13 protein-coding genes are annotated in these 17,764 nt (G+C 56.8%); 10 read left to right on the forward strand and 3 right to left on the reverse strand.

What is annotated here, in order from left to right:
- The first annotated feature begins 55 nt into the window (after window positions 1–55).
- The 7 genes from J3U88_RS02085 (at window position 56) to J3U88_RS02115 (ending at window position 7,753) form a co-directional block, all read left to right on the forward strand.
- Window positions 56–1,345, forward strand: a complete 1,290-nt coding sequence (locus tag J3U88_RS02085) for a phenylacetate--CoA ligase family protein (protein WP_207856468.1) — start codon at window positions 56–58, stop codon at window positions 1,343–1,345.
- Window positions 1,346–2,190: 845 nt separating this feature from the next.
- Window positions 2,191–2,745: an RNA polymerase sigma factor gene (locus tag J3U88_RS02090; protein WP_207856469.1), complete on the forward strand. Its 555-nt coding sequence runs from the start codon at window positions 2,191–2,193 to the stop codon at window positions 2,743–2,745.
- On the forward strand, window positions 2,742–3,644 hold the full coding sequence (locus tag J3U88_RS02095; RefSeq protein ID WP_207856470.1) for an anti-sigma factor: 903 nt from the start codon (window positions 2,742–2,744) through the stop codon (window positions 3,642–3,644). Before J3U88_RS02090 ends, J3U88_RS02095 begins: the two co-directional genes overlap by 4 nt.
- 141 nt (window positions 3,645–3,785) lie before the next feature.
- Window positions 3,786–4,544 carry a MipA/OmpV family protein gene (locus J3U88_RS02100; protein ID WP_207856471.1) on the forward strand — a complete coding sequence of 253 codons (759 nt, stop codon included), beginning with the start codon at window positions 3,786–3,788 and terminating at the stop codon, window positions 4,542–4,544.
- A gap of 62 nt (window positions 4,545–4,606) precedes the next feature.
- Window positions 4,607–5,317, forward strand: a complete 711-nt coding sequence (locus J3U88_RS02105; RefSeq protein WP_207856472.1) for a DNA alkylation repair protein — start codon at window positions 4,607–4,609, stop codon at window positions 5,315–5,317.
- Between the two features lie 428 nt (window positions 5,318–5,745).
- Window positions 5,746–6,141, forward strand: a complete 396-nt coding sequence (locus tag J3U88_RS02110; protein ID WP_341535170.1) for a formylglycine-generating enzyme family protein — start codon at window positions 5,746–5,748, stop codon at window positions 6,139–6,141.
- Between the two features lie 724 nt (window positions 6,142–6,865).
- Window positions 6,866–7,753: a hypothetical protein gene (locus tag J3U88_RS02115; RefSeq protein ID WP_207856474.1), complete on the forward strand. Its 888-nt coding sequence runs from the start codon at window positions 6,866–6,868 to the stop codon at window positions 7,751–7,753.
- Between the two features lie 28 nt (window positions 7,754–7,781).
- Here the strand turns inward: J3U88_RS02115 and J3U88_RS02120 are convergent, their stop codons facing one another.
- Both J3U88_RS02120 and J3U88_RS02125 read right to left on the reverse strand, forming a co-directional pair.
- Window positions 7,782–8,981, reverse strand: coding sequence for a serine/threonine protein kinase (locus J3U88_RS02120; protein ID WP_207856475.1), 1,200 nt, complete (start codon window positions 8,979–8,981; stop codon window positions 7,782–7,784).
- 240 nt (window positions 8,982–9,221) lie between these two features.
- Complete coding sequence (locus J3U88_RS02125) at window positions 9,222–9,851, reverse strand: ECF-type sigma factor (protein ID WP_207856476.1); 630 nt, start codon at window positions 9,849–9,851, stop codon at window positions 9,222–9,224.
- A 1,336-nt stretch (window positions 9,852–11,187) separates the two neighbouring features.
- On the opposite strand from J3U88_RS02125, the gene J3U88_RS02130 reads away from it, so the two are divergent.
- A complete protein-coding gene (locus J3U88_RS02130; RefSeq protein WP_207856477.1) occupies window positions 11,188–12,363 on the forward strand; it encodes a hypothetical protein in 1,176 nt (391 codons plus the stop codon).
- A gap of 336 nt (window positions 12,364–12,699) precedes the next feature.
- The gene (locus J3U88_RS02135) at window positions 12,700–15,291 is read left to right on the forward strand and encodes a putative bifunctional diguanylate cyclase/phosphodiesterase (protein WP_207856478.1); all 2,592 of its coding nucleotides are present in this window, start codon (window positions 12,700–12,702) and stop codon (window positions 15,289–15,291) included.
- Between the two features lie 24 nt (window positions 15,292–15,315).
- On the opposite strand, the gene J3U88_RS02140 is transcribed toward J3U88_RS02135, so the two are convergent.
- A complete protein-coding gene (locus J3U88_RS02140; protein WP_207856479.1) occupies window positions 15,316–16,014 on the reverse strand; it encodes a thioesterase II family protein in 699 nt (232 codons plus the stop codon).
- A 1,250-nt stretch (window positions 16,015–17,264) separates the two neighbouring features.
- Here J3U88_RS02140 and J3U88_RS02145 point away from each other — a divergent pair.
- Window positions 17,265–17,720 carry a hypothetical protein gene (locus J3U88_RS02145; RefSeq protein ID WP_207856480.1) on the forward strand — a complete coding sequence of 152 codons (456 nt, stop codon included), beginning with the start codon at window positions 17,265–17,267 and terminating at the stop codon, window positions 17,718–17,720.
- Window positions 17,721–17,764 lie beyond the last annotated feature (44 nt).

Below are 17,764 nucleotides of genomic sequence, written 5' to 3' on the forward strand. Positions count from 1 at the left end.
CGGCGCTTGTCGCCACCGGATGTTGATCAGCCTGTGTCTGCCGAGGGGAGCGTTTATGCCGACCATGCCGCCGTTTTTTTCCGACCGCCACGCGCTCGAACACCACCAGCAAACCCGTCTGCACGCCATGTTGGGCCGACTCGCCGCGGACAATGCGTTTTACCGCGAGCGGGTAAACGCCTTTTTGGCGCGGTTCCCGGAAATGGGTTTGGCCGATTTTCGGCGCGCCTTTCCCTTTACCTTTAAGCGCGATTTGGTTGCTGATCAGCAGGCCTTTCCCCCCTATGGTCGCAACACAACCGAGCCGGCGCACCACTATACCCGTTACTGCCAAACCAGCGGCACCACTGGGGCGCCGTTGCGGTTATTGGATACCCCGGGGAGTTGGGATTGGATGCTGAGCCACTGGTTGCGCGTTTACGATGCCGCCGGGGTGCGGGGCGGCGAGCGCATCTTTTTCGCCTTTGGCTTCGGTCCCTTTTTGGGTTTTTGGACGGCCTTCGAGGCCGCCCAAGCCGGCGGGAACCTCTGCATCCCCGGCGGTGCTCTGAACAGTTTGGGCCGCTTGCAAGCGATGGCGGCCAACCAAACCACCGTTTTGTGTTGTACCCCGACCTACGCTTTGCGCTTGGGAGAGGTCGCCGCGCAGAACGACTTCGATCTGGACAGCATTCCCCTCAAGGTGATCATTGTCGCCGGCGAGCCGGGGGGTGCCATCCCCGCGACACGCCGGGCGATGCGCCAATTTTGGCGCGGGGCAAGGGTGGTCGACCATTACGGCATGACCGAAATCGGCCCGGCCGGTTATGAGAGCCCCCATGTCGAAGGGTTGATGCACATCATTGAAAGCGATTACCTGGTGGAAGTCATCGACCCCGTTACCGAGGCGCCGGCGTCCGCGGGTGAACGCGGCGAGCTGGTGCTCACCACGCTTGGCCGCGAGGCCGCCCCCGTGCTGCGTTACCGCACCGGTGATTTGGTCCAATTACAAGCGCCCGAGCCCCATTGGCAAACCATCGAGTGGGGTTTTCCCTGCGGAATTTTGGGTCGCGCGGACGACATGGTGGTGGTGCGCGGCGTCAACATGTACCCGGCGGCGGTGGAGGCGGTGGTGCGCCGCTTCGCGGTCGTGGCCGAGTACCGCGTACTCCTTGAAGAACGGGACGCCATGACCGAGATGCGGCTCCAAGTCGAACCCACCGACAACGCCGAGGGCGACTGGGTGGAAAGCTTGGGTGAGGCGCTCAAGGCTGAATTCGCGTTGCGGATCCCGATTGAGGTGGTGGCCAAGGGGACCTTGCCGCGCTTTGAACTGAAGGCGAAGCGCTGGACGAGGATGGGTTGATGCTGTCCATGTTTTAGGCATGGGTTGGTATCCGTTTTCTCTCAGGATATGAGGATGAAAAGAGGATGCGGGCGCGGTGAGGCGCCCTCTGTTGCGCTTACCCGACGCGGATGAAGCCGTGGCTTCGACGGTGCTGTATTGTTTGGGTTTCGGCATCCGAATGGAACCGATGAGACGGGGTTCGGTCTACCTAAACTGTCGAAAGCCCGGGGTTATCATGCCGGGAACCAATGGGTTCGGTGCTTGATTTTGAAACGCCGGGAAGCCGAATCGAAGTGACGGCCTCATCCGCGCCGGGAAGAGGGATCAGAGGGTGCCGGGGCGTGGCCGCATCCTCAAACCATCCGCACATCCTGAGAAATAAAGAATCCCAAACAAAGCAAAATTGAGTGCGGACCCGAACGAAAACCCCTGCCGGAAAAGGGCTTACCAAATCCTCAAACCATCTCGCAAAAAAAAACGACATCGCCTGCATCCATACCATCCTCGCCGGCGAAAGAGACTGGTAACGGTGGATGGCAATCGCACCGGGCCCGGGGCGGCCGACCCGGACTTCCCACCGCTTGCTGTCTCCATTTCCTGTCTTGTCTATTGATTGTCCAGCTTTTGTCAGGCGTTCTTCAGGGGCCCGGAACCCGAGCCGGGTGCGCGCTTCCCGGTTTTTCACTGTTTCTTGTCGATTTGCATAGGATTTTTGGAGGATAAGCGGCTACGATGATACCTGTTTCAATCTCCCCCGTTCTGCGCCATGCCATGCCCTACCCCCGCGGATCCCGCGAGATTGATCCATGCTCGTAAGCTCGCTCAGGGTTTTCGATACCACGGACCCCTTACCTGGAGTATCCATGAATGCCACCACCCCCTTGCTGCCTCGGGTTGCGCAGGGTGATCAAGGCGCGGTTAAAAAGTGTATCGACACTTACGGCGGTCTCATCTGGTCCGTCGCCAAACGACTGTGCCCCGCACAAGAAGCCGAAGACGCCGTGCAGGAGATCTTTATCGATCTATGGAAAAATGCCGGGCGCTTTGATGCCGAAAAATCCTCGGAAAAAACCTTTGTGGTGATGATCGCTCGACGCCGTTTAATCGACCGGCTCCGCCAACAAAAGCGGCGGCCCGAACAAGTCCAACTCGCCGAAACCGCCGAACCCGCCTACGCCGCCGGTTTGGAAGCTTCCGCCGACGCCACACGCGCCCACGAGGCCATGAACGACATGGGTCGCGAGCAGCGCAAAGTTTTGTACCTGTCCCTTCACCTCGGCATGAGTCATGGTGAAATCGCCGAAACCACCGGGGTGGCACTGGGCACCGTGAAGTCCCACATCCGCCGCGGCTTAGCCACGATTCGCGAGAAATTGGAACGGATCGGGAAACCAAAGGAAAGGAGGGCCGCTCAATGAACAACGAACGCCTTCTCGATATCTTGGTTGACCGTGAAACCGGTGACCTCGACCGCAAGGACCGCATCGCCCTCGCCGGGCTCGAACTGGATGCCTACGCTGAATTGGAAGACGAAATAGGTCTGGCCGTCGCCGCCGCCATGCTCGCCCACGAGGAATCCGAAGAAGAAAAATTACCCGCTGAACTGCACATCCACATCGCCGAAGACGCCAAAATGTTTTTTGCGGAAAAGAACCAAAAGGGCGCTTCGCCCAAGGATGAAGCCGACAACGGGGTCGTGACGCCTTTTCCGGCCAAAGAAACGGAAGCATCCAGCAGCGCCGGTATCATGACCAACATCATCGGTTGGTTGGTTGCAGCCGCCCTGGCCGCCTTCGCCCTGCTGCCGCGCGAGCCCAGTGCCGATCAAATCGCCGAAATTCGTACCGCGACCATCGCCGAGATGCGTCCGGCCTTGGAACAAGAGTTGCGCGCCTCGATTGAAGCCGCCAACCGGCCGCCCTCGCCGCTGGAACAGCGACAACAACTGCTCGCCTCAACCGATGCGACCACGCTGCCTTGGCAAGCGACCCCGGATCAAACCGCGACCGGTGCTTCCGGCGACGTGGTCTGGTCCGGCGACGCCCAAGAAGGCTACATGCGCATCCAAGGTTTGGCCGCCAACGATCCCAGCACCTACCAATACCAACTCTGGATCTTCGACGAAGAAGGGGACGAACGCTTCCCCGTCGACGGCGGCGTGTTTGACATGCCCGCGGGTGACGGCGAGGTTATCATCCCGATCGATGCCAAAATCGGTGTCAAAAAACCGGCCCTCTACGCGATCACCATCGAAAAACCCGGTGGCGTGGTGGTTTCCGGTCGCGAACGCATCGTCCTGGTCGCCAAACCCGGCTAAATCCAAATAGGTCCCATGTACTTTGCACGAGCGGGTTTCGGCCCGCTCGGTTTCGCTTGCCCCAAAGGCGGAGTGGCCGCGCTTGCCCTGAACCCCGTGTCGAAAAACCATCACCCCGATCAATTCCAGGAGAAGAAGCTTATGCCCCGTCTTTTTTCGCTGTTCGCCCTGCTTCTGTTCGGATTCCTGCAAGCACAACCTCCCGCCGGCGCCGAGCCCGGTCCGCCCCGGTTCAGCTTGGGCCTGGGTTTGCTCGTTAACGACAACGCCTATGCCGGCCAGGATTCCGAGGTGATCCCGATCCCGTTGCTGACCTACCGGTCGGGGCGCTTTACCTTTCAAGGGATCCGCGCAAGTTACGCTTTGGTGCAGTCCCGCAAACAAACCTTCGAATTCGCCCTGCAACCCCGTTTCGAAAGCTACGAGGAAGACGATTCCGAGGTGTTGCGCGGCATGGAAGATCGCGAAAAATCCCTTGATCTCGGCCTGGCCTATCAACGCAATTTCGGCCGTAACAGCTTGAATTTTGAGGCCATGTTCGATGTGTTGGACCGCAGCGGTGGTTACGAATTGGACCTGTCGCTCCAGCGAAGGCACCGTGCCGGGATGTGGATTCTGTCCGGCGACCTCTCCCTGGGTTACCGCGATAAAAACAACACCGATTATTACTACGGTGTCACCCTACCCGAGGCCCTGCCGACCCGGCCTTTCTATCAGCCGGATGCCGCCGTGATTCCCGCCGTCGGTGTGCAGGTGATTCGGCCCCTGGGTCGTTCCGGTTGGCAATGGTTGAGCATTTTTAACACCTCGTTTTTACCGAGCACCATCGAAGACAGCCCCATCGTCGATAAAAGCCGCCTTTCTACGTTCCTGACCGGATTCTCCTACCGCTTCAAATAAGATTGAATCCCGCGCCCGAATCCTGTTAGATACGGATTAAAACCAATCAACAGGGGGCACGGATGACCACATTGGAAACCGTGATGGCCGAGCTAGAGGCCAAGAGCAACGAGGACGCGTTGCGCATTTACCGCAACCAGGGCTACGAGGGCGAGGCCTTCGGGGTGCGTGTCGGCGAACTCAAAAAAATGGTCAAAGGGATCAAAAAAGACCAAGACCTGGTGCGCGCCTTGTTCGACACCGGCAACGCCGACGCCCAATATTTGGCGGGCCTGGCCGCCGACCCCAAAACCTTCACGGAACAAGACCTCGACGCCTGGGCCGACAGAGCCTTCTGGTTCTGGATCTCGGAATATTCGGTCGCGGGCGTGGCGGCGGAATCGGGCAACGGCTGGGACGTCGCGCTGCGCTGGATCGAGGACGACCGCGACCATGTCAGCGCGGCGGGCTGGGCCACCTTGACCCATTGCCTCTCGATCACACCCGACGACCAACTCGATTTCGCAACACTGGAAACCTTGCTAACCCGGGTCGGCGACACCATCCACGACTGCCCCAACCGAACCCGCTACGCCATGAACGGGTTTGTGCTCGGCGCCGCCGCCTTCACCATCCCACTGCTTGAGCAAGCCAAAACGGTGGCCGCCAAAATCGGCAAGGTTAACGTCGACATGGGCAAAACCCAGTGCAAAGTCCACCTGGCTACCACCTACATCGCCAAACTCGAAGAAAAAAACCGCCTCGGCCGCAAGAAAAAAACCGCCCGCTGCTAACGAAGACACCGGTGTGAAACGAATGCAGTTGATCATGATCAAAGGCGACGAAAAGGGGAAGGCAAGATGGCGGTAACACGGGTGCGACGCATCGCCCCACCCGACGATTTTCCCTACCCGAGCACCATCGCATACGGCCGGGACGCCTACGGCATTTGGCAAACGGTCGAGGTCGCCGGCGTGGACCAAACCTTCCGCTGGTGCCCACCGGGACAGTTCACCATGGGTTCGCCCGCGACGGAACATGGGCGATCAGACGATGAGGATCAACGGGAAATCACCCTCACCAAAGGCTTTTGGCTCGCCGATACGGCTTGCCCCCAGGCGTTGTGGTCGGCCGTAATGGGTGACAATCCCAGCCGATCCCCAGGCGAAGACTTTCCCGTTGAATCGGTCTCCTTTTTCGATGTGACCGCATTTTGTTCTCAGTGGCGGGCGCTAGGGCGGAAACCGAAACACCTTTTTCTTTCGGTGAAAGGATTGACACGGCTCAGGTCAACTTTGATGGACGATATCGGTATCGGCAAAACAAACCTGATCAAATTTATCGCGACCAGGTTGTTTCGGTTAAGGATCTGCCGTGTAATCCCTGGGGTCTCTATCAGATGCATGGCAATGTTTTGGAATGGTGCGCAGATTGGTACGGTTCTTATGACCCACAAGATGGTATGAATCCCGTCGGCGCCGCGGGAGGCGGCAAGCGCGTGGTGCGCGGTGGCAGCTTCTCCAACGGCGCGAGGATCTGCCGGTCCGCCTACCGGGGCGCGAGCGCGCCGGGCAGCACCTGGCAGTACCAGGGCTTCCGGCCCGCCGGAGGTTCCTAACCAGAAAAAAGAAAAGCGTGCTCGTGGGTGGGACAGGGACAGGCGTGCTCGAGACGACGGTCAGGTTCCCAAACACGATCACGGTCTCGGGCCGGCCGGATTAATCAATTCGCGACGCGAAAAATTACCGCGGGAACAGCGTGACGCGATGAGACGGAACCAACCTATGGTTCGCCAAAGGACGGTTCTAAATTTAAACAGTGTTGTTTTCCAAAGCAGCAATGGAGACAAGATAATTATCTGTGCTTGTTTGGCTGGATTCGGGTTTAGAAGAGGTAAGCTGCTTTTGAGAGACTTGACGGTTTACTGTGATTTTTTTTCAATAGACAGTTCTGTGATTGATATGTTGGAATCAGGCCTGCCTCGTTTGAGGCGCCCTAATCAACGACGAGGACAGACGGGGTTCGATTGTTCGCGTCTTCGTTTTCGTCACGCTATCGGTGATTGATTCCATGAAAAAGGTTATCGCGTTTCTTCTATTTCTATCTTCTCTGTCATTTGTGATGCTTGCGGACAGCACGCCCGACTGTCTTGACATTCTCGAGGAAATTTACGATTGTTCGGTACAGACCTTTCCGTCGCCATGTGATGAAGAAACCTGGGAAATGATCGAACGAGATTGGGCTGAATGCGAACTGCAAAACTACTGATCTTGGTATAGCGTTTAAAGCGCGACCCGGACTGGCTCCGGGTCTGTTTTGATTCAGCCAAAAGGGTTGTATTTATGATTGTTACGCTCTTTCTCCTTTCACTTTGCTTCTCGGATTTGAGCAGCGAAGCCTTCCCGTTGGATGATTACTTTGTCCAAAACCTTCATGGTGCCGCACAAAACGGAAACCATCTTGCCGTGCTCAACTTTTCTCAGATGAAAACCAAATTGTGCTTGATTGATCTCGAAGCCGGCCAAGTCCATGAAATCGACGACCCACGATTGAAAATTTTTGCCGCCAGAAAGGTCTTTCCTTACAAAGACGGCTTTTTAGTTATGAAAAACAAGCTTGCCTATTATGTAACCGCCCAGCGCGAATTCAGAGAAACGATTAAGCTCGAATCATTTAAGGGACGCCCGGCAAGTATGCTTTGGTATGGTACCCAAGCTTTAGCAGAGGGCCGGTTTCTTTGTCGCTTTAAGGACGAAGAAGGGCTGCATATCCTGTCCTTTCTTGACTTAGAAAGAAAAGAATTTTTGCCGGTGCACCAATTTCAATCCGAAAAGCACCACACGGTATATTTTTATGCGAATGGCGAGGCCTTCTTTGCGTTGCACAGTAAAACCGGTTCCGTGGTTGAATATGATGCTACCTTCCAAAAAGTACAGCGCCACTTGCCTGAACGTGAACCGGTGCAACGAAAAAAGTCCAGCCGGCAGTATCGAAGGAACCCCTTCGAATCGCTGATTCACGGGGTTTTTGCGGATGCCCATGCCGTGTACTTCGATCTATATCCCAGGGACTCGGTATCTGGCGAGGTCACGCGCAAACGCTACAAGCTCGAAAACGGCAAGCTGTTTCCCGTTAGCGACAGCCTCATTGTCCTGGCCCGCCACCAGGACAAGCACTTGGTGTTTGACACCGAGGAAGGTATGTTCACAATGCGGACAGGCACACCTTAATCGGTTCCATTCACCGCGGTAAATCTTCCTAAGCGACCAAATCGAAGCGGCGTAGCCACGCCAAGGTGCGTTGCCACAAGCGGTTACCCCGTTTCGGGGTGGTGAATCCGAGCAGGTGGCGCAATACCGCCTGGCTGAGTTGTTTGGTGTCGCTGAAGCGTTCCTCGTGGTTGGGATGCATGGCCCTTAGGACCACCGCGTCTAAATCCGGTGCGATCCATTCGCCAACCGGGATGCCCTGCATGCGTCGTGCTTTGGTTAAACCGCGCAGACGCGCGCGGCCTTTTTCGTTGATGCGCAGCAGCTTGAGCGAGGTGCTCGGTGCCAGCACCGCTTGTTCGCGGCGTTTGTGGACCAAGTCGTAGGTGGAAACGCCCTCGAACGGGTGAATCCCGCACAGCAATTCGTAGAGCACCACGCCCAGCGCGTAGATGTCGCTTTGGTGGTTAAAGCCTTCGCCGCCCAGCAGTTCGGGGGCGGCGTATTCACAGGTCAACATGCTCGGTTGTCCGTGGATCCAGTCGCTATGGTAGGGATTCAGTTGGGCCAAGCCGAAATCGATCAGTTTGATCCGGCCTTCCGGGGTGACCAAGATGTTGTCCGGTTTGAGGTCGAGGTGGATCAGGCGCTGCTGGTGTAGATCGCCCACCGCCGCGCACAATTTGCGGAACAAACGCAGCCGTTGCAGCAGGTCCAGTTGGTGCCGGTCGCAGTGGTGCAATAAGGAATCGCCCGCGATGAATTCCGTTGCCACGTACAATTGCCCGCCGGGGAGTTGGCCCGCGTCGTGGAAGCGCACCACGTTGGGATGGTCGAGGCGCGCCAGCAGGTTTTGTTCGCGCAAAAAGTGTTGCCGCCATGAGACGTGGGCCGGCCCGGCCTTGAGGAGTTTGAGTGCGACCGGTTGGTTGGTCGCGCGGCAACGCGCGTAATACACCTTGCTGCTGCCGCCGCGCGCCACCACGCCGCCGAGTTGGTAGCGGTCGGTCAAGGCCGCGATGCCGCCGCGGGTTTCGTGGGCGTATTCCACATCGAGGTTGCTGCACAGCACCGAATCAACTTCATCTAAACCAAGTAAAGCCAGGCACTGGGCCAGGATTTTGGGCTGGTTTCGGCAGCGGTTTTCTAGGAACAGGCGCTGCTGTTGGGGTGGATAATCGAAGGCGGCTTCGACCAGGTTGTCCACGGTGGCGTCGGGATCGGCTGGGATGGGACGGGCGGTGTTCATCCTTGCTCCTTTAGGTTGGACCGGGCTAGCCCGAATTTCTCACCAGTTTTCGTCGCGAGCGTGTCAAAAAGTTTGGTAGCACAAGGCTTGCGACCGAAACCGGACACAGGGGTCCGACCATTCGGCGTAGCAGCGCTACGTCGAAGGCCGGTTCTCACCGTTGCCATGCAACGGTGGGAGCAAACGCGGTGATAGCAAGGTTTTTGGCTCGCGAAGCAGGATACAGGTGAGAAATGCGGGCTACGCGCTTTGTTTTTCCTCGGCGTTGGGATCGCCGGGGCTCAAGCGGGGTTCCAGGTATTGGCGGGCCAGTTGCCAGTCGCGCAGCACGCAGGCGCGGGAGACGTCGAGGATTTTGGCGATTTCCTTCACCGTGAACCCGGCGAAAAACCGCATCTCCAAAACCTTGGCGGCGCGCTGGTGCCGTTTCTGCAAAGCACGCAAGCCCTCGTCAATACTCAGCAAGGTTTCGGGCTGAACTGTTTCACCGTTGGCCAATTTAAAGAAGTTGGGATCGTCAATCGATTGCATGGGTTTGCCGTGGCCGCGTTTGGCGGCACAGCGGTAACGGGCCTCGTCCACCAAAATGCGGCGCATCAAGGCGCTGGAAAAACGGAAAAAATCGGTGCGGTCTTGAATATCGTAATGGGCCGCTTGTTGCAGGCGCAGGTAGAGTTCATTAATTAATGCGGTCGGCTGGAGCGCGGAACGGTTTTCGCCGTACAGGTGGGCGTTGGCCATGCGGCGCAGGTCGTCATAAACAAGGGGGATCAGTTGCGACAACGCCTCGGGACAACCTTGTTGCCAGTGGTTGAGCAAACGGGTGACGGGACCGGGTTGGTTGTCCGGGCTGGGGGTCGACTGCGTCATGGGAACCTCTCTTCAAATGATGGATAAGCGGGAAAATAAGCTAGGCATAGGAGAAACCGCGTGGTTTGGTGGTGTTTTTACGACGAACCAGGACAAAGGTTTGGTCGTGAAAAATTTCAGAAAACCAGGGTTTCCGTCTGGCAATGAACCGTTGGGCCGGTGGTTTCAGGTTTTCGGGCGGCAATGGGTGAAACCAGGGGCAGGGAGGCGGGCCTTCGGTTATGGGGTTACGCGCAAAACATGATGCAATCCGGGGACGGATCTTAAGAAAAAGGATGAGGAGATTAGCCTTCATCATGGTTACACCGGAACCTTGGGTAGCGGTTCCACGAGAAACAGATTGAAAGTTTGAACGTTTGGTTAAATTGAGATTTTAAAAACTTCGGTTTTTGAGGCTTGGTGAGTTGTTGTGAAGTTTTTTAAGGGAAAATTTCACTTGAGAGATTTTGCATTTGGCAGTAGGATGGTGCCTAACCTTTAACCCATAAAGACTAAGCAAACTCCCGTGGGATAGTGTCCTTACTTCCTTCGTTCTCGTCCTCGTTCTTTTCTTCGATGGTGTTTGGTGCCGGAGAATTCTCCCTCTTCGGCACCCTTTTTAACCCTCTTTTTCTATCGAACGAATGGAGCGAAACGGACGGTACTTTTAAGAATTGGGCCGCTTCTCGGAATCGCCGCGGGATGGCAAAATATTCGGTGATTCGGCCGAGGTTCGTGATCATCAAGAACGCTTCCGCCGCTTAATGCCGAGTGATCAGGTTCGGATCGTCCTGAATCAAAGGCTTTTGCCGACCTTGCCATGGACTCAATTAGGGATGCGCCGCGTGCAGGCCTTCGCGGTGAAGGCAGCAATGAATTAAAAAAAGCATACTAAGTAACGCGCGGGTTGCGGGTTTTTGTGTTTTCGTGACCCTCTGTATCGGTCAGAAAAGGTGTCTTTCTTTCGTCACTTTGTTGTTTGACCTAAGGCGAGCCTTGTTTTTAATGCCCGACGCTTAGCCGTTCTTGCGCTTTGATAAGTTGCCGTATGTTATCAAGAGTTGGACAAAAAAGGTTCCTCGTTTACTTGAATTTTACCTGGCTTTTTCTCGAGGATGCGGCGCGGGATCATCCTTGGTTTCCCGGTAAATTTTTGGTTGCCGCGTTCTTTGTGGTACCTGGGAAGGCGGCCCCTTCGTCGGGAACCCTCATACTGAGTGTTGGGTCACCCGAATAGGGGTTTCCCTCCGTTTGAGGTGCGCCGGTGGGAGAAATCCATCCCCAACCCGGCTATTTTTTCCAAGTTCCACGGGCTTCGGTTAGAATACCGCCGGACCGCCGCCACGGAGTTGTTGTTTTGACCGCTGCTTTATCACCGCCCAACCCCGCCGACCACCCGCCCGGCGATCCGCCCTTTTTGCAAATCAAGGACGGGGATCGCCTGATTTCCTTGGTGGGCCTCACGGATCACGACACCGCCGACTTAGAAGCCGTGGACCAAAAGATCGCCGCGCTCAATCCCGATACCGTGTGTGTCGCTTTGTGCGAAACCCGCTTCAAAATCCTTACCGACGATCTGTTTTGGCGTCGCCTCAAAGTGATCGACGTCTTGCGTCAAGGCCGCTTTTTGATGTTGCTGGGCAATGTGGCCGCCGCCTGGTTTCAACACCGGCAGGGCAAAGATGTGGCCGTGCGGCTGGGTCAGGAAATGCTGGCGCGCATGGAGGTGGCGCAGGAAATGGGCGCCAAGTTGGTTTTTGGGGAGCGCGATCTCCAGGTGACCCTGAAACGGAGCTGGCGGGAACTGTCACCCAACCGCCGTGCCAAAACCCTGTTGCAACTGTTGCGTGCCCTGGTTTGGCGCCGCAAGCCAGACAGCCTACCCGCCGAATCGATGCACGGCGCCCTGCGTGCCCATTTGCCCGAGGTCGCCCAACCCTTTTTTGACGAGTCGGATCAATATTTAATGGACTCGATTCGCCGCGCCGAGGGCGACCACGTGGTGGCCTTGATTCCGGCCGAACGCTTGGCCGCGGTGGCCCGCCACTTCGAAACCCCGGTTGATCGCGATGCCCTTGCCGGTATGCCGCAACCCCCGTGGTGGGTACGGGTGTTCCCTTGGATGGTGAGCGCGCTCCTCATCGGCTTGTTGGTCTATGGGTTCTTTGGCCGCGGTGACCTATCCTTTCGTGAAATTCTGTTGACCTGGGCCATTCCCAATTGGCTATGCACGGGGTTGTTCATGCTCCCGGCGCGTCCCACCTTGGCCGCGTTTACGGCGGGTTTGCTGGTGACGCCTTTTACCGTTTTAAGTCCGCTCCTGCGTACCGCGGTGGTGGTGGGTTTGGTCGAAGGTTGGCGTCGGCGGCCGCGGGTGACCGATTGTGAACGCATCCCGATCGACCTCAGCAGCGTGCGCGGTATCTATGCCAATCCCTTGACCCGCACCCTGCTCGTGGTGGTGATGAGTCACCTTGGCTCCAATCTCGGGAACTACGTCGGTGCCTTTTTGTTGTTCCGTCTCTTGACCTAACGCACCGATTGGGAAGGGTGATCGCGACCCCGTATGCCGCGGAAGTCGGATGATTTGCCAAATAATGTGAATTTTCCCATCGCCGGCGAATCTTGCTTCGGTTATGAATTCTCTCGCTCCAAGTCGCGGCCTCAGGTTAGAATCGAAAAACCCGTTGCACGCATCTGTTGTCTTTGCCCAACGCGGGCTGTGCCCGGCGCTTCCCATGAGGCGGTCGGCGAGTCGCGGCGTCCGTTGGGCTTTGGTTCGGGATGATGGGTTTCGGGTTGGCGCTTGGGGACGTCACGCGGAAGGTGGGCGAATGAGGATGGCCACTCGGAGACGGCGAGGCGGGTTATGAGATCGCGCAAGGACTTGTTCCTAGGATTTTTTTTGGTGTTGGTGCCGGCGTTGCTGGTCACGCTTTGGCATGCCCGCGTTGCCTATCAGAACGGCCGCCACATCGAGCAATTAAACGATCCGCGTTTTCAGGTGTTGGAACAGACCTACCAAATGGAGCAGCGCCTGCGCGCGTTGCACGATCATTTTGTGAACCCCGAGCCGGTTGACGACCAGCGTTTAATGGATGCCCGTGCCCGGATTCTCGCCGTGGAGGAAGCTTTTGCGCGCCTCGAGTTGGCGGCGCGGGATCGCGATGTGTTTCAGATTCACAAAGAAGCCTCCACCTTTGCCCGCCACGGGATGGAATGGCTGTCGGATCGTCGTACGACCGAAATCGACCCCGCCGACCCGCGCCGGGCCGAACTGGACGCCCTTGCCGATGGTTTGATTGATCGGGTTTCGGCGTTTCGCACGCGGCGCGCCGCGGCATTTTCAGAGCGCATGGCCTGGATCAGCGCCGAGACGGAATCGGCACGGTTCCATTCCATTTTGTCGGTATTGGCGGTGTTGTTGTTTGGGGGTTTTGCCGCCTATCGCTACGGTGAACAGTTCAACCGCAAGAGTTTGGCCCTGACCCATGCCCACATGGCCCTCGAAAACCGTTTTCAAGAGATTTGCCAGGTGAATAAACGGTTGGAAGAGGAGGTGGGGGAGCGGGGTCATGTGGAAGAGAAGTTGCGCCAGAGTTTGATGATTGAAGAGGCGGTGGCGCGTATTTCCAACCTGTTTTCCACCATTCACTATCCCGACTTGCGCCAAGCGGTGCGGCTTCTGGGCGAGGTGACCGGGACCCATCTCGCCTTTGTCGGTATTTTTAACCAGCAGGACAAAAGCGTTAGCAAAATCCTGGAGTGGACTTGTCCCGACGTCGCGGTGACCGTTCCCGATCCCGTTGAGTTAGACCTGACCCGGTTCCCCCGCTTACACGAACGCATCGTGCGGCGCCGGAAAATCGTGGTTGACAATTGCACCGACCTGGAAAAGGGCATGGAGCCGGCGGCGGCCTTTATGGAAGCGCTGGGTCTCCGTGCCTTGCTGCTGATGCCGGTTGCGGCCAAGGAGCGCGGTAGTTGGGGTTACATCGGGATTGCCGATTTAACCGGCTGTCGGTATTGGGGTGAAGACGACAAACGCATCGTGCGCACGGTCGGCGCCATGCTGGCCAATTTCCTGGGACGCAGCCATGCGGAAAAACAGTTGAAACACGATGCGGCCCACGACGGCCTGACCGGGCTGCCCAATCGCGGCTTATTGATGGATCGTTTGGCCCACGCGGTCGAGCGCATCAAACGCCATCCGGAAGAACGTTTTGCCCTGTTGGCGCTCGACCTCGACCGCTTCAAACCGGTCAACGATTCTCTGGGCCACCTGCTCGGGGACAAATTGTTGGTGGCTGTCAGCGAACGTTTGCAAAATTGCGTGCGGCGGATCGATACCTTTGCGCGCGTGGGAGGCGATGAGTTTCTGGTGCTGTTGGAGGATTTGGAAGGGGACCGTGAGGCCGAGGATTTTGCTCAGGCGATGCTCGACGCCTTGGCGGTGCCCTTCGAATTAGACGGCCACGAGGTGTACATATCGGCCTGTTTCGGGATCGCGGTGTGGCGCTCGGATTACCCCAGCGCGGAGGAACTGATCCGCGACGCCGATGTGGCCATGTACCGCGCCAAATCGATGGGAAAAGGCCGCGTGGTCTTTTTCGAGAAGTCCATGCAAACCCACACACCCGGGACCTTGGCCCTGGAAACGGATCTGCGGCGTGCGCTGGAACGGGGCGAATTCCACATGTTCTACCAGCCGATTGTCAGCTTGGAAACGGGTGAGATCGCGGCCTTTGAATCGCTGTTGCGCTGGGACCACGGTCGTCACGGCATGATTCCCCCGGATCGCTTCATTAGCATGGCCGAGGACATGGGCACCATCGTCGAGGTCGGTCAGTGGGCCTTGGAACAGGCCTGCACCCAGCTTTCGGCTTGGCATCAAATGGGTTTTGACCAACTGAGCGTCTCGGTCAATGTCTCAGCGCAGCAGTTTTACCATCAGGATCTCAACGGCGTAATCCGCGGGGTGCTGGCACGTACCGGGTTACCGCCCGAACTGCTGAAACTGGAACTTACCGAAAGCATTTTGATGGAGAACGTGGCGGCCAATGTGGCCATGCTCCAGTCGCTCCGAGATATCGGCGTCCAAATCATGATCGATGATTTTGGGACCGGCTACTCTTCGCTGAGTTACCTGCACCGTTTCCCGCTGAACTCGTTGAAAATAGATCGCTCGTTTGTCAAAGACATCCCCGAGAATCAGGAAAACGCGGCCATTACGGCGGCGATCCTGGCCATGGCGGATCAGTTGGGATTGAGTGTGGTCGCGGAGGGCATCGAAAATGAGGCCCAGCTTCTGTATTTATGGGACAAACACTGCCATTTGGTGCAGGGCTACTTATTCAACCAACCGCTGACCCGGGATCAAGCAACCGCGGCACTGTACAAACGGGAAACGGTGGCCTTGTTTAGCAAACTCACGCAAGCGGTGGGGCCCAGCCTTTCCTAAACTTGCTCTTGAAAGCAATGCCGGCTAACGCAACAGGTCGGCAAGCAATTGACAAAATGGCGCACGTTGTTTGAACAGGAAGAAGTGGCCGCCTTCGATGCGATGCACCACCAGGGGTTTGGTGGTTTCGTGTTGCCAGTGCTGAATTTCATCGTCGGTCATGGCTTCCTCGGTGCCGGTGATGGAAATGATCGGCAGGTTGACCGGATAGGGGCCGCGGTTGGTGGGAAACAATTCAATCGCTTTAAAATCAGCGCGCAGGATGGGTTCAAACAAATCACGCAGTTCGGGATTGGCGAGGAAGGCCGGTGGTAAGCCGCCCAGCGCCTCGACCTTGGCAAAAAAAGCGTCCTTGGACAGGCCGTGGATGTGTTCCTCGCGATGCCAGTGTTCAGGGGCCTTGCGCCCGGTAACAATTAACTTGCGCGGCGCGGGTAAGCCCAGCGCGAGGATGCGGTGCATGAGCAGAAAGGCAACTTGGGCGCCCATGCTGTGGCCGAACAAGGCATAGGGCGGTTTGAGGTAGGCTTGAACCTGGGCGAGGGCGTCGTCGGTGACGGCGGCGAGGTCGTCGAGGGGTCGTTCTTTAAAACGGCTGCCGTGACCGGGGTAATCAAAGGCGTGAACGTGAATATCGCCGGGGAGCTGGTCAATGATTTCGCGGTAGGAAAAGCGATTGCCGCCTGCAAAAGGAAAAGCCAAAAGGGTCATGGGTTGGTTCATAGCGAGGATTCACTCCCAGGTTGGTGGTTTTGGTGGAGCCCGCCGTGCCGCGGCCCGTCGTCGAAGCGCAAATTTTAACCTGATCCCCGGACCCGGTGCGACCCTTTCCGCTGAAAAGATCGTTGGTGCCGCGGTTGGTGTCAATGGGTGTGGTTTGGGGTTGGGTAGATTTTCGGTTTGGCGGTGCCGCGCCAAGGGTTGTGCCACCAACATGTAATCACACCGCAACACCCTCTTTGGACCATTGTCGACCCGGCGTGCCACTTCAGCACACGCCGAGGCGTGTGCGTGCACCGGAGCGGGCCGCACCACCCCATCCACGGACCATGCTTTGAATGAATGCGAGGCTTCGCCTCGCCACCCTGGACGCCCTCTGAAGGAGGGCAATAGGTCAGCCCCGGGTACGACCATTGAAAATGGTCGCACCCTGGGTCTCGGGGGTTTACGGACAGGAAAACGCTGAAGGCGTTGACACCAGAGGCGCCTGGGGTTCATGCCCCGCGGCGGTTCATGGAGGCAGGATCGGTTTTTCGGTGGTTTTGGTTTGTTGGGTTCGGTTGGTTTTGGATGGTGTTGATCCATTGGGTTCGGTTGGTTTTGGATGGTGTTGATCCATTGGGTTCGGTTGGTTTTGGATGGTGTTGATCCATTGGGTTCGGTTGGTTTTGGATGGTGTTGCTCCATTGGGTTCGGTTGGGTGTAGATGGTGTTGATCCATTGGGTTCGGTTGGTTTTTGTTTGGCCGGCGCCTTCAGCGGCCTGCACGACGGGAACCCCTGGGGACCCAGAGCAAACGGTTGTGCCACAACCCTTTGCCCTGGGCTGAAATCCAAAACACCTTCAGTGTTGCCGGTCGTGGTTCGCCGCCGGCTCACAGTTTTAACTGAGTGGTGGTCCCCAAATGGCGGTGTGCGTTCCCCGCTAGGGAACGCCGGTTCAGAGCCCTAGTTCGATAAGAAAATGGGTTTATGCTCGCTTCCGAAAGGCGTGACGTCAGAACCCTTCCTGAAATTGAGGCTTATTCGTGACAAAACTCGCCTTTTATTAGATGCTTCATTGGAATAATTTACTGGATCACCTATATTGAATGACAGGCTCTAAGAGTCTGATCGGTTGAAAACCGTTATCGTTTCATCGATCATCTTACGTTGGAGAGCAATATGTCACGACAGGAAATCGATTTTTCCGACGCCGCCCGTGAGGGCATTGATCTCTGTAAGCGTGGTCATTGGGATGAAGGATTGGTTTGTTTGAACCAGGCAATGCTGGGTGATCGCTCCGCCTTGCCGTCCAGTGCGTTTTCCTATCTCGGTTATGCAATGGCTTTGCGTGAAAACAAACTATGGGAAGGCCTGAACATGGCGCAATTGGGCGTGGAAAACGCCTTCTACGACGCCGATAATTTCTTTAACTTAGCGCGAATTTACCTACTTCGCGACAACCGCCGCGGTGCCCACCAGGCGATTGTCGAAGGTTTAAAGGTGAGTCCCGACCACCGGGGTTTGCTCGCGCTACAAGGAAAAATTGGGGTTCGCGCACGTCCTGTCATTCCATTCTTGAATCGGGACCACCTTTTTAATATCTATCTGGGGAAAGTCCGTCATTCCCTGAAAAATGCTCGCTCTCAGCAAAAGAAACAGAAAAGTTCGAAAGCTGGTAAAAAAGTGAGCAAAAAACAGGACGTTCCTAATCTCTTTGATTTGTAGAACATCTCCTGCCTGCCACCAAACAAAGGTTGAGTCACCGACTC

Source organism: Acanthopleuribacter pedis, from assembly GCF_017377855.1.
Lineage (GTDB): Bacteria > Acidobacteriota > Holophagae > Acanthopleuribacterales > Acanthopleuribacteraceae > Acanthopleuribacter > Acanthopleuribacter pedis.

What these genes read in the sequence shown, in the direction of transcription:
- J3U88_RS02085 (WP_207856468.1), top strand. Translation starts at nt 56, where the DNA reads ATGCCGACCATGCCGCCGTTTTTTTCCGACCGCCACGCGCTCGAACAC.
- J3U88_RS02090 (WP_207856469.1), top strand. Translation starts at nt 2,191, where the DNA reads ATGAATGCCACCACCCCCTTGCTGCCTCGGGTTGCGCAGGGTGATCAA.
- J3U88_RS02095 (WP_207856470.1), top strand. Translation starts at nt 2,742, where the DNA reads ATGAACAACGAACGCCTTCTCGATATCTTGGTTGACCGTGAAACCGGT.
- J3U88_RS02100 (WP_207856471.1), top strand. Translation starts at nt 3,786, where the DNA reads ATGCCCCGTCTTTTTTCGCTGTTCGCCCTGCTTCTGTTCGGATTCCTG.
- J3U88_RS02105 (WP_207856472.1), top strand. Translation starts at nt 4,607, where the DNA reads ATGACCACATTGGAAACCGTGATGGCCGAGCTAGAGGCCAAGAGCAAC.
- J3U88_RS02115 (WP_207856474.1), top strand. Translation starts at nt 6,866, where the DNA reads ATGATTGTTACGCTCTTTCTCCTTTCACTTTGCTTCTCGGATTTGAGC.
- J3U88_RS02120 (WP_207856475.1), bottom strand. Translation starts at nt 8,981, where the DNA reads ATGAACACCGCCCGTCCCATCCCAGCCGATCCCGACGCCACCGTGGAC.
- J3U88_RS02125 (WP_207856476.1), bottom strand. Translation starts at nt 9,851, where the DNA reads ATGACGCAGTCGACCCCCAGCCCGGACAACCAACCCGGTCCCGTCACC.
- J3U88_RS02135 (WP_207856478.1), top strand. Translation starts at nt 12,700, where the DNA reads ATGAGATCGCGCAAGGACTTGTTCCTAGGATTTTTTTTGGTGTTGGTG.
- J3U88_RS02140 (WP_207856479.1), bottom strand. Translation starts at nt 16,014, where the DNA reads ATGAACCAACCCATGACCCTTTTGGCTTTTCCTTTTGCAGGCGGCAAT.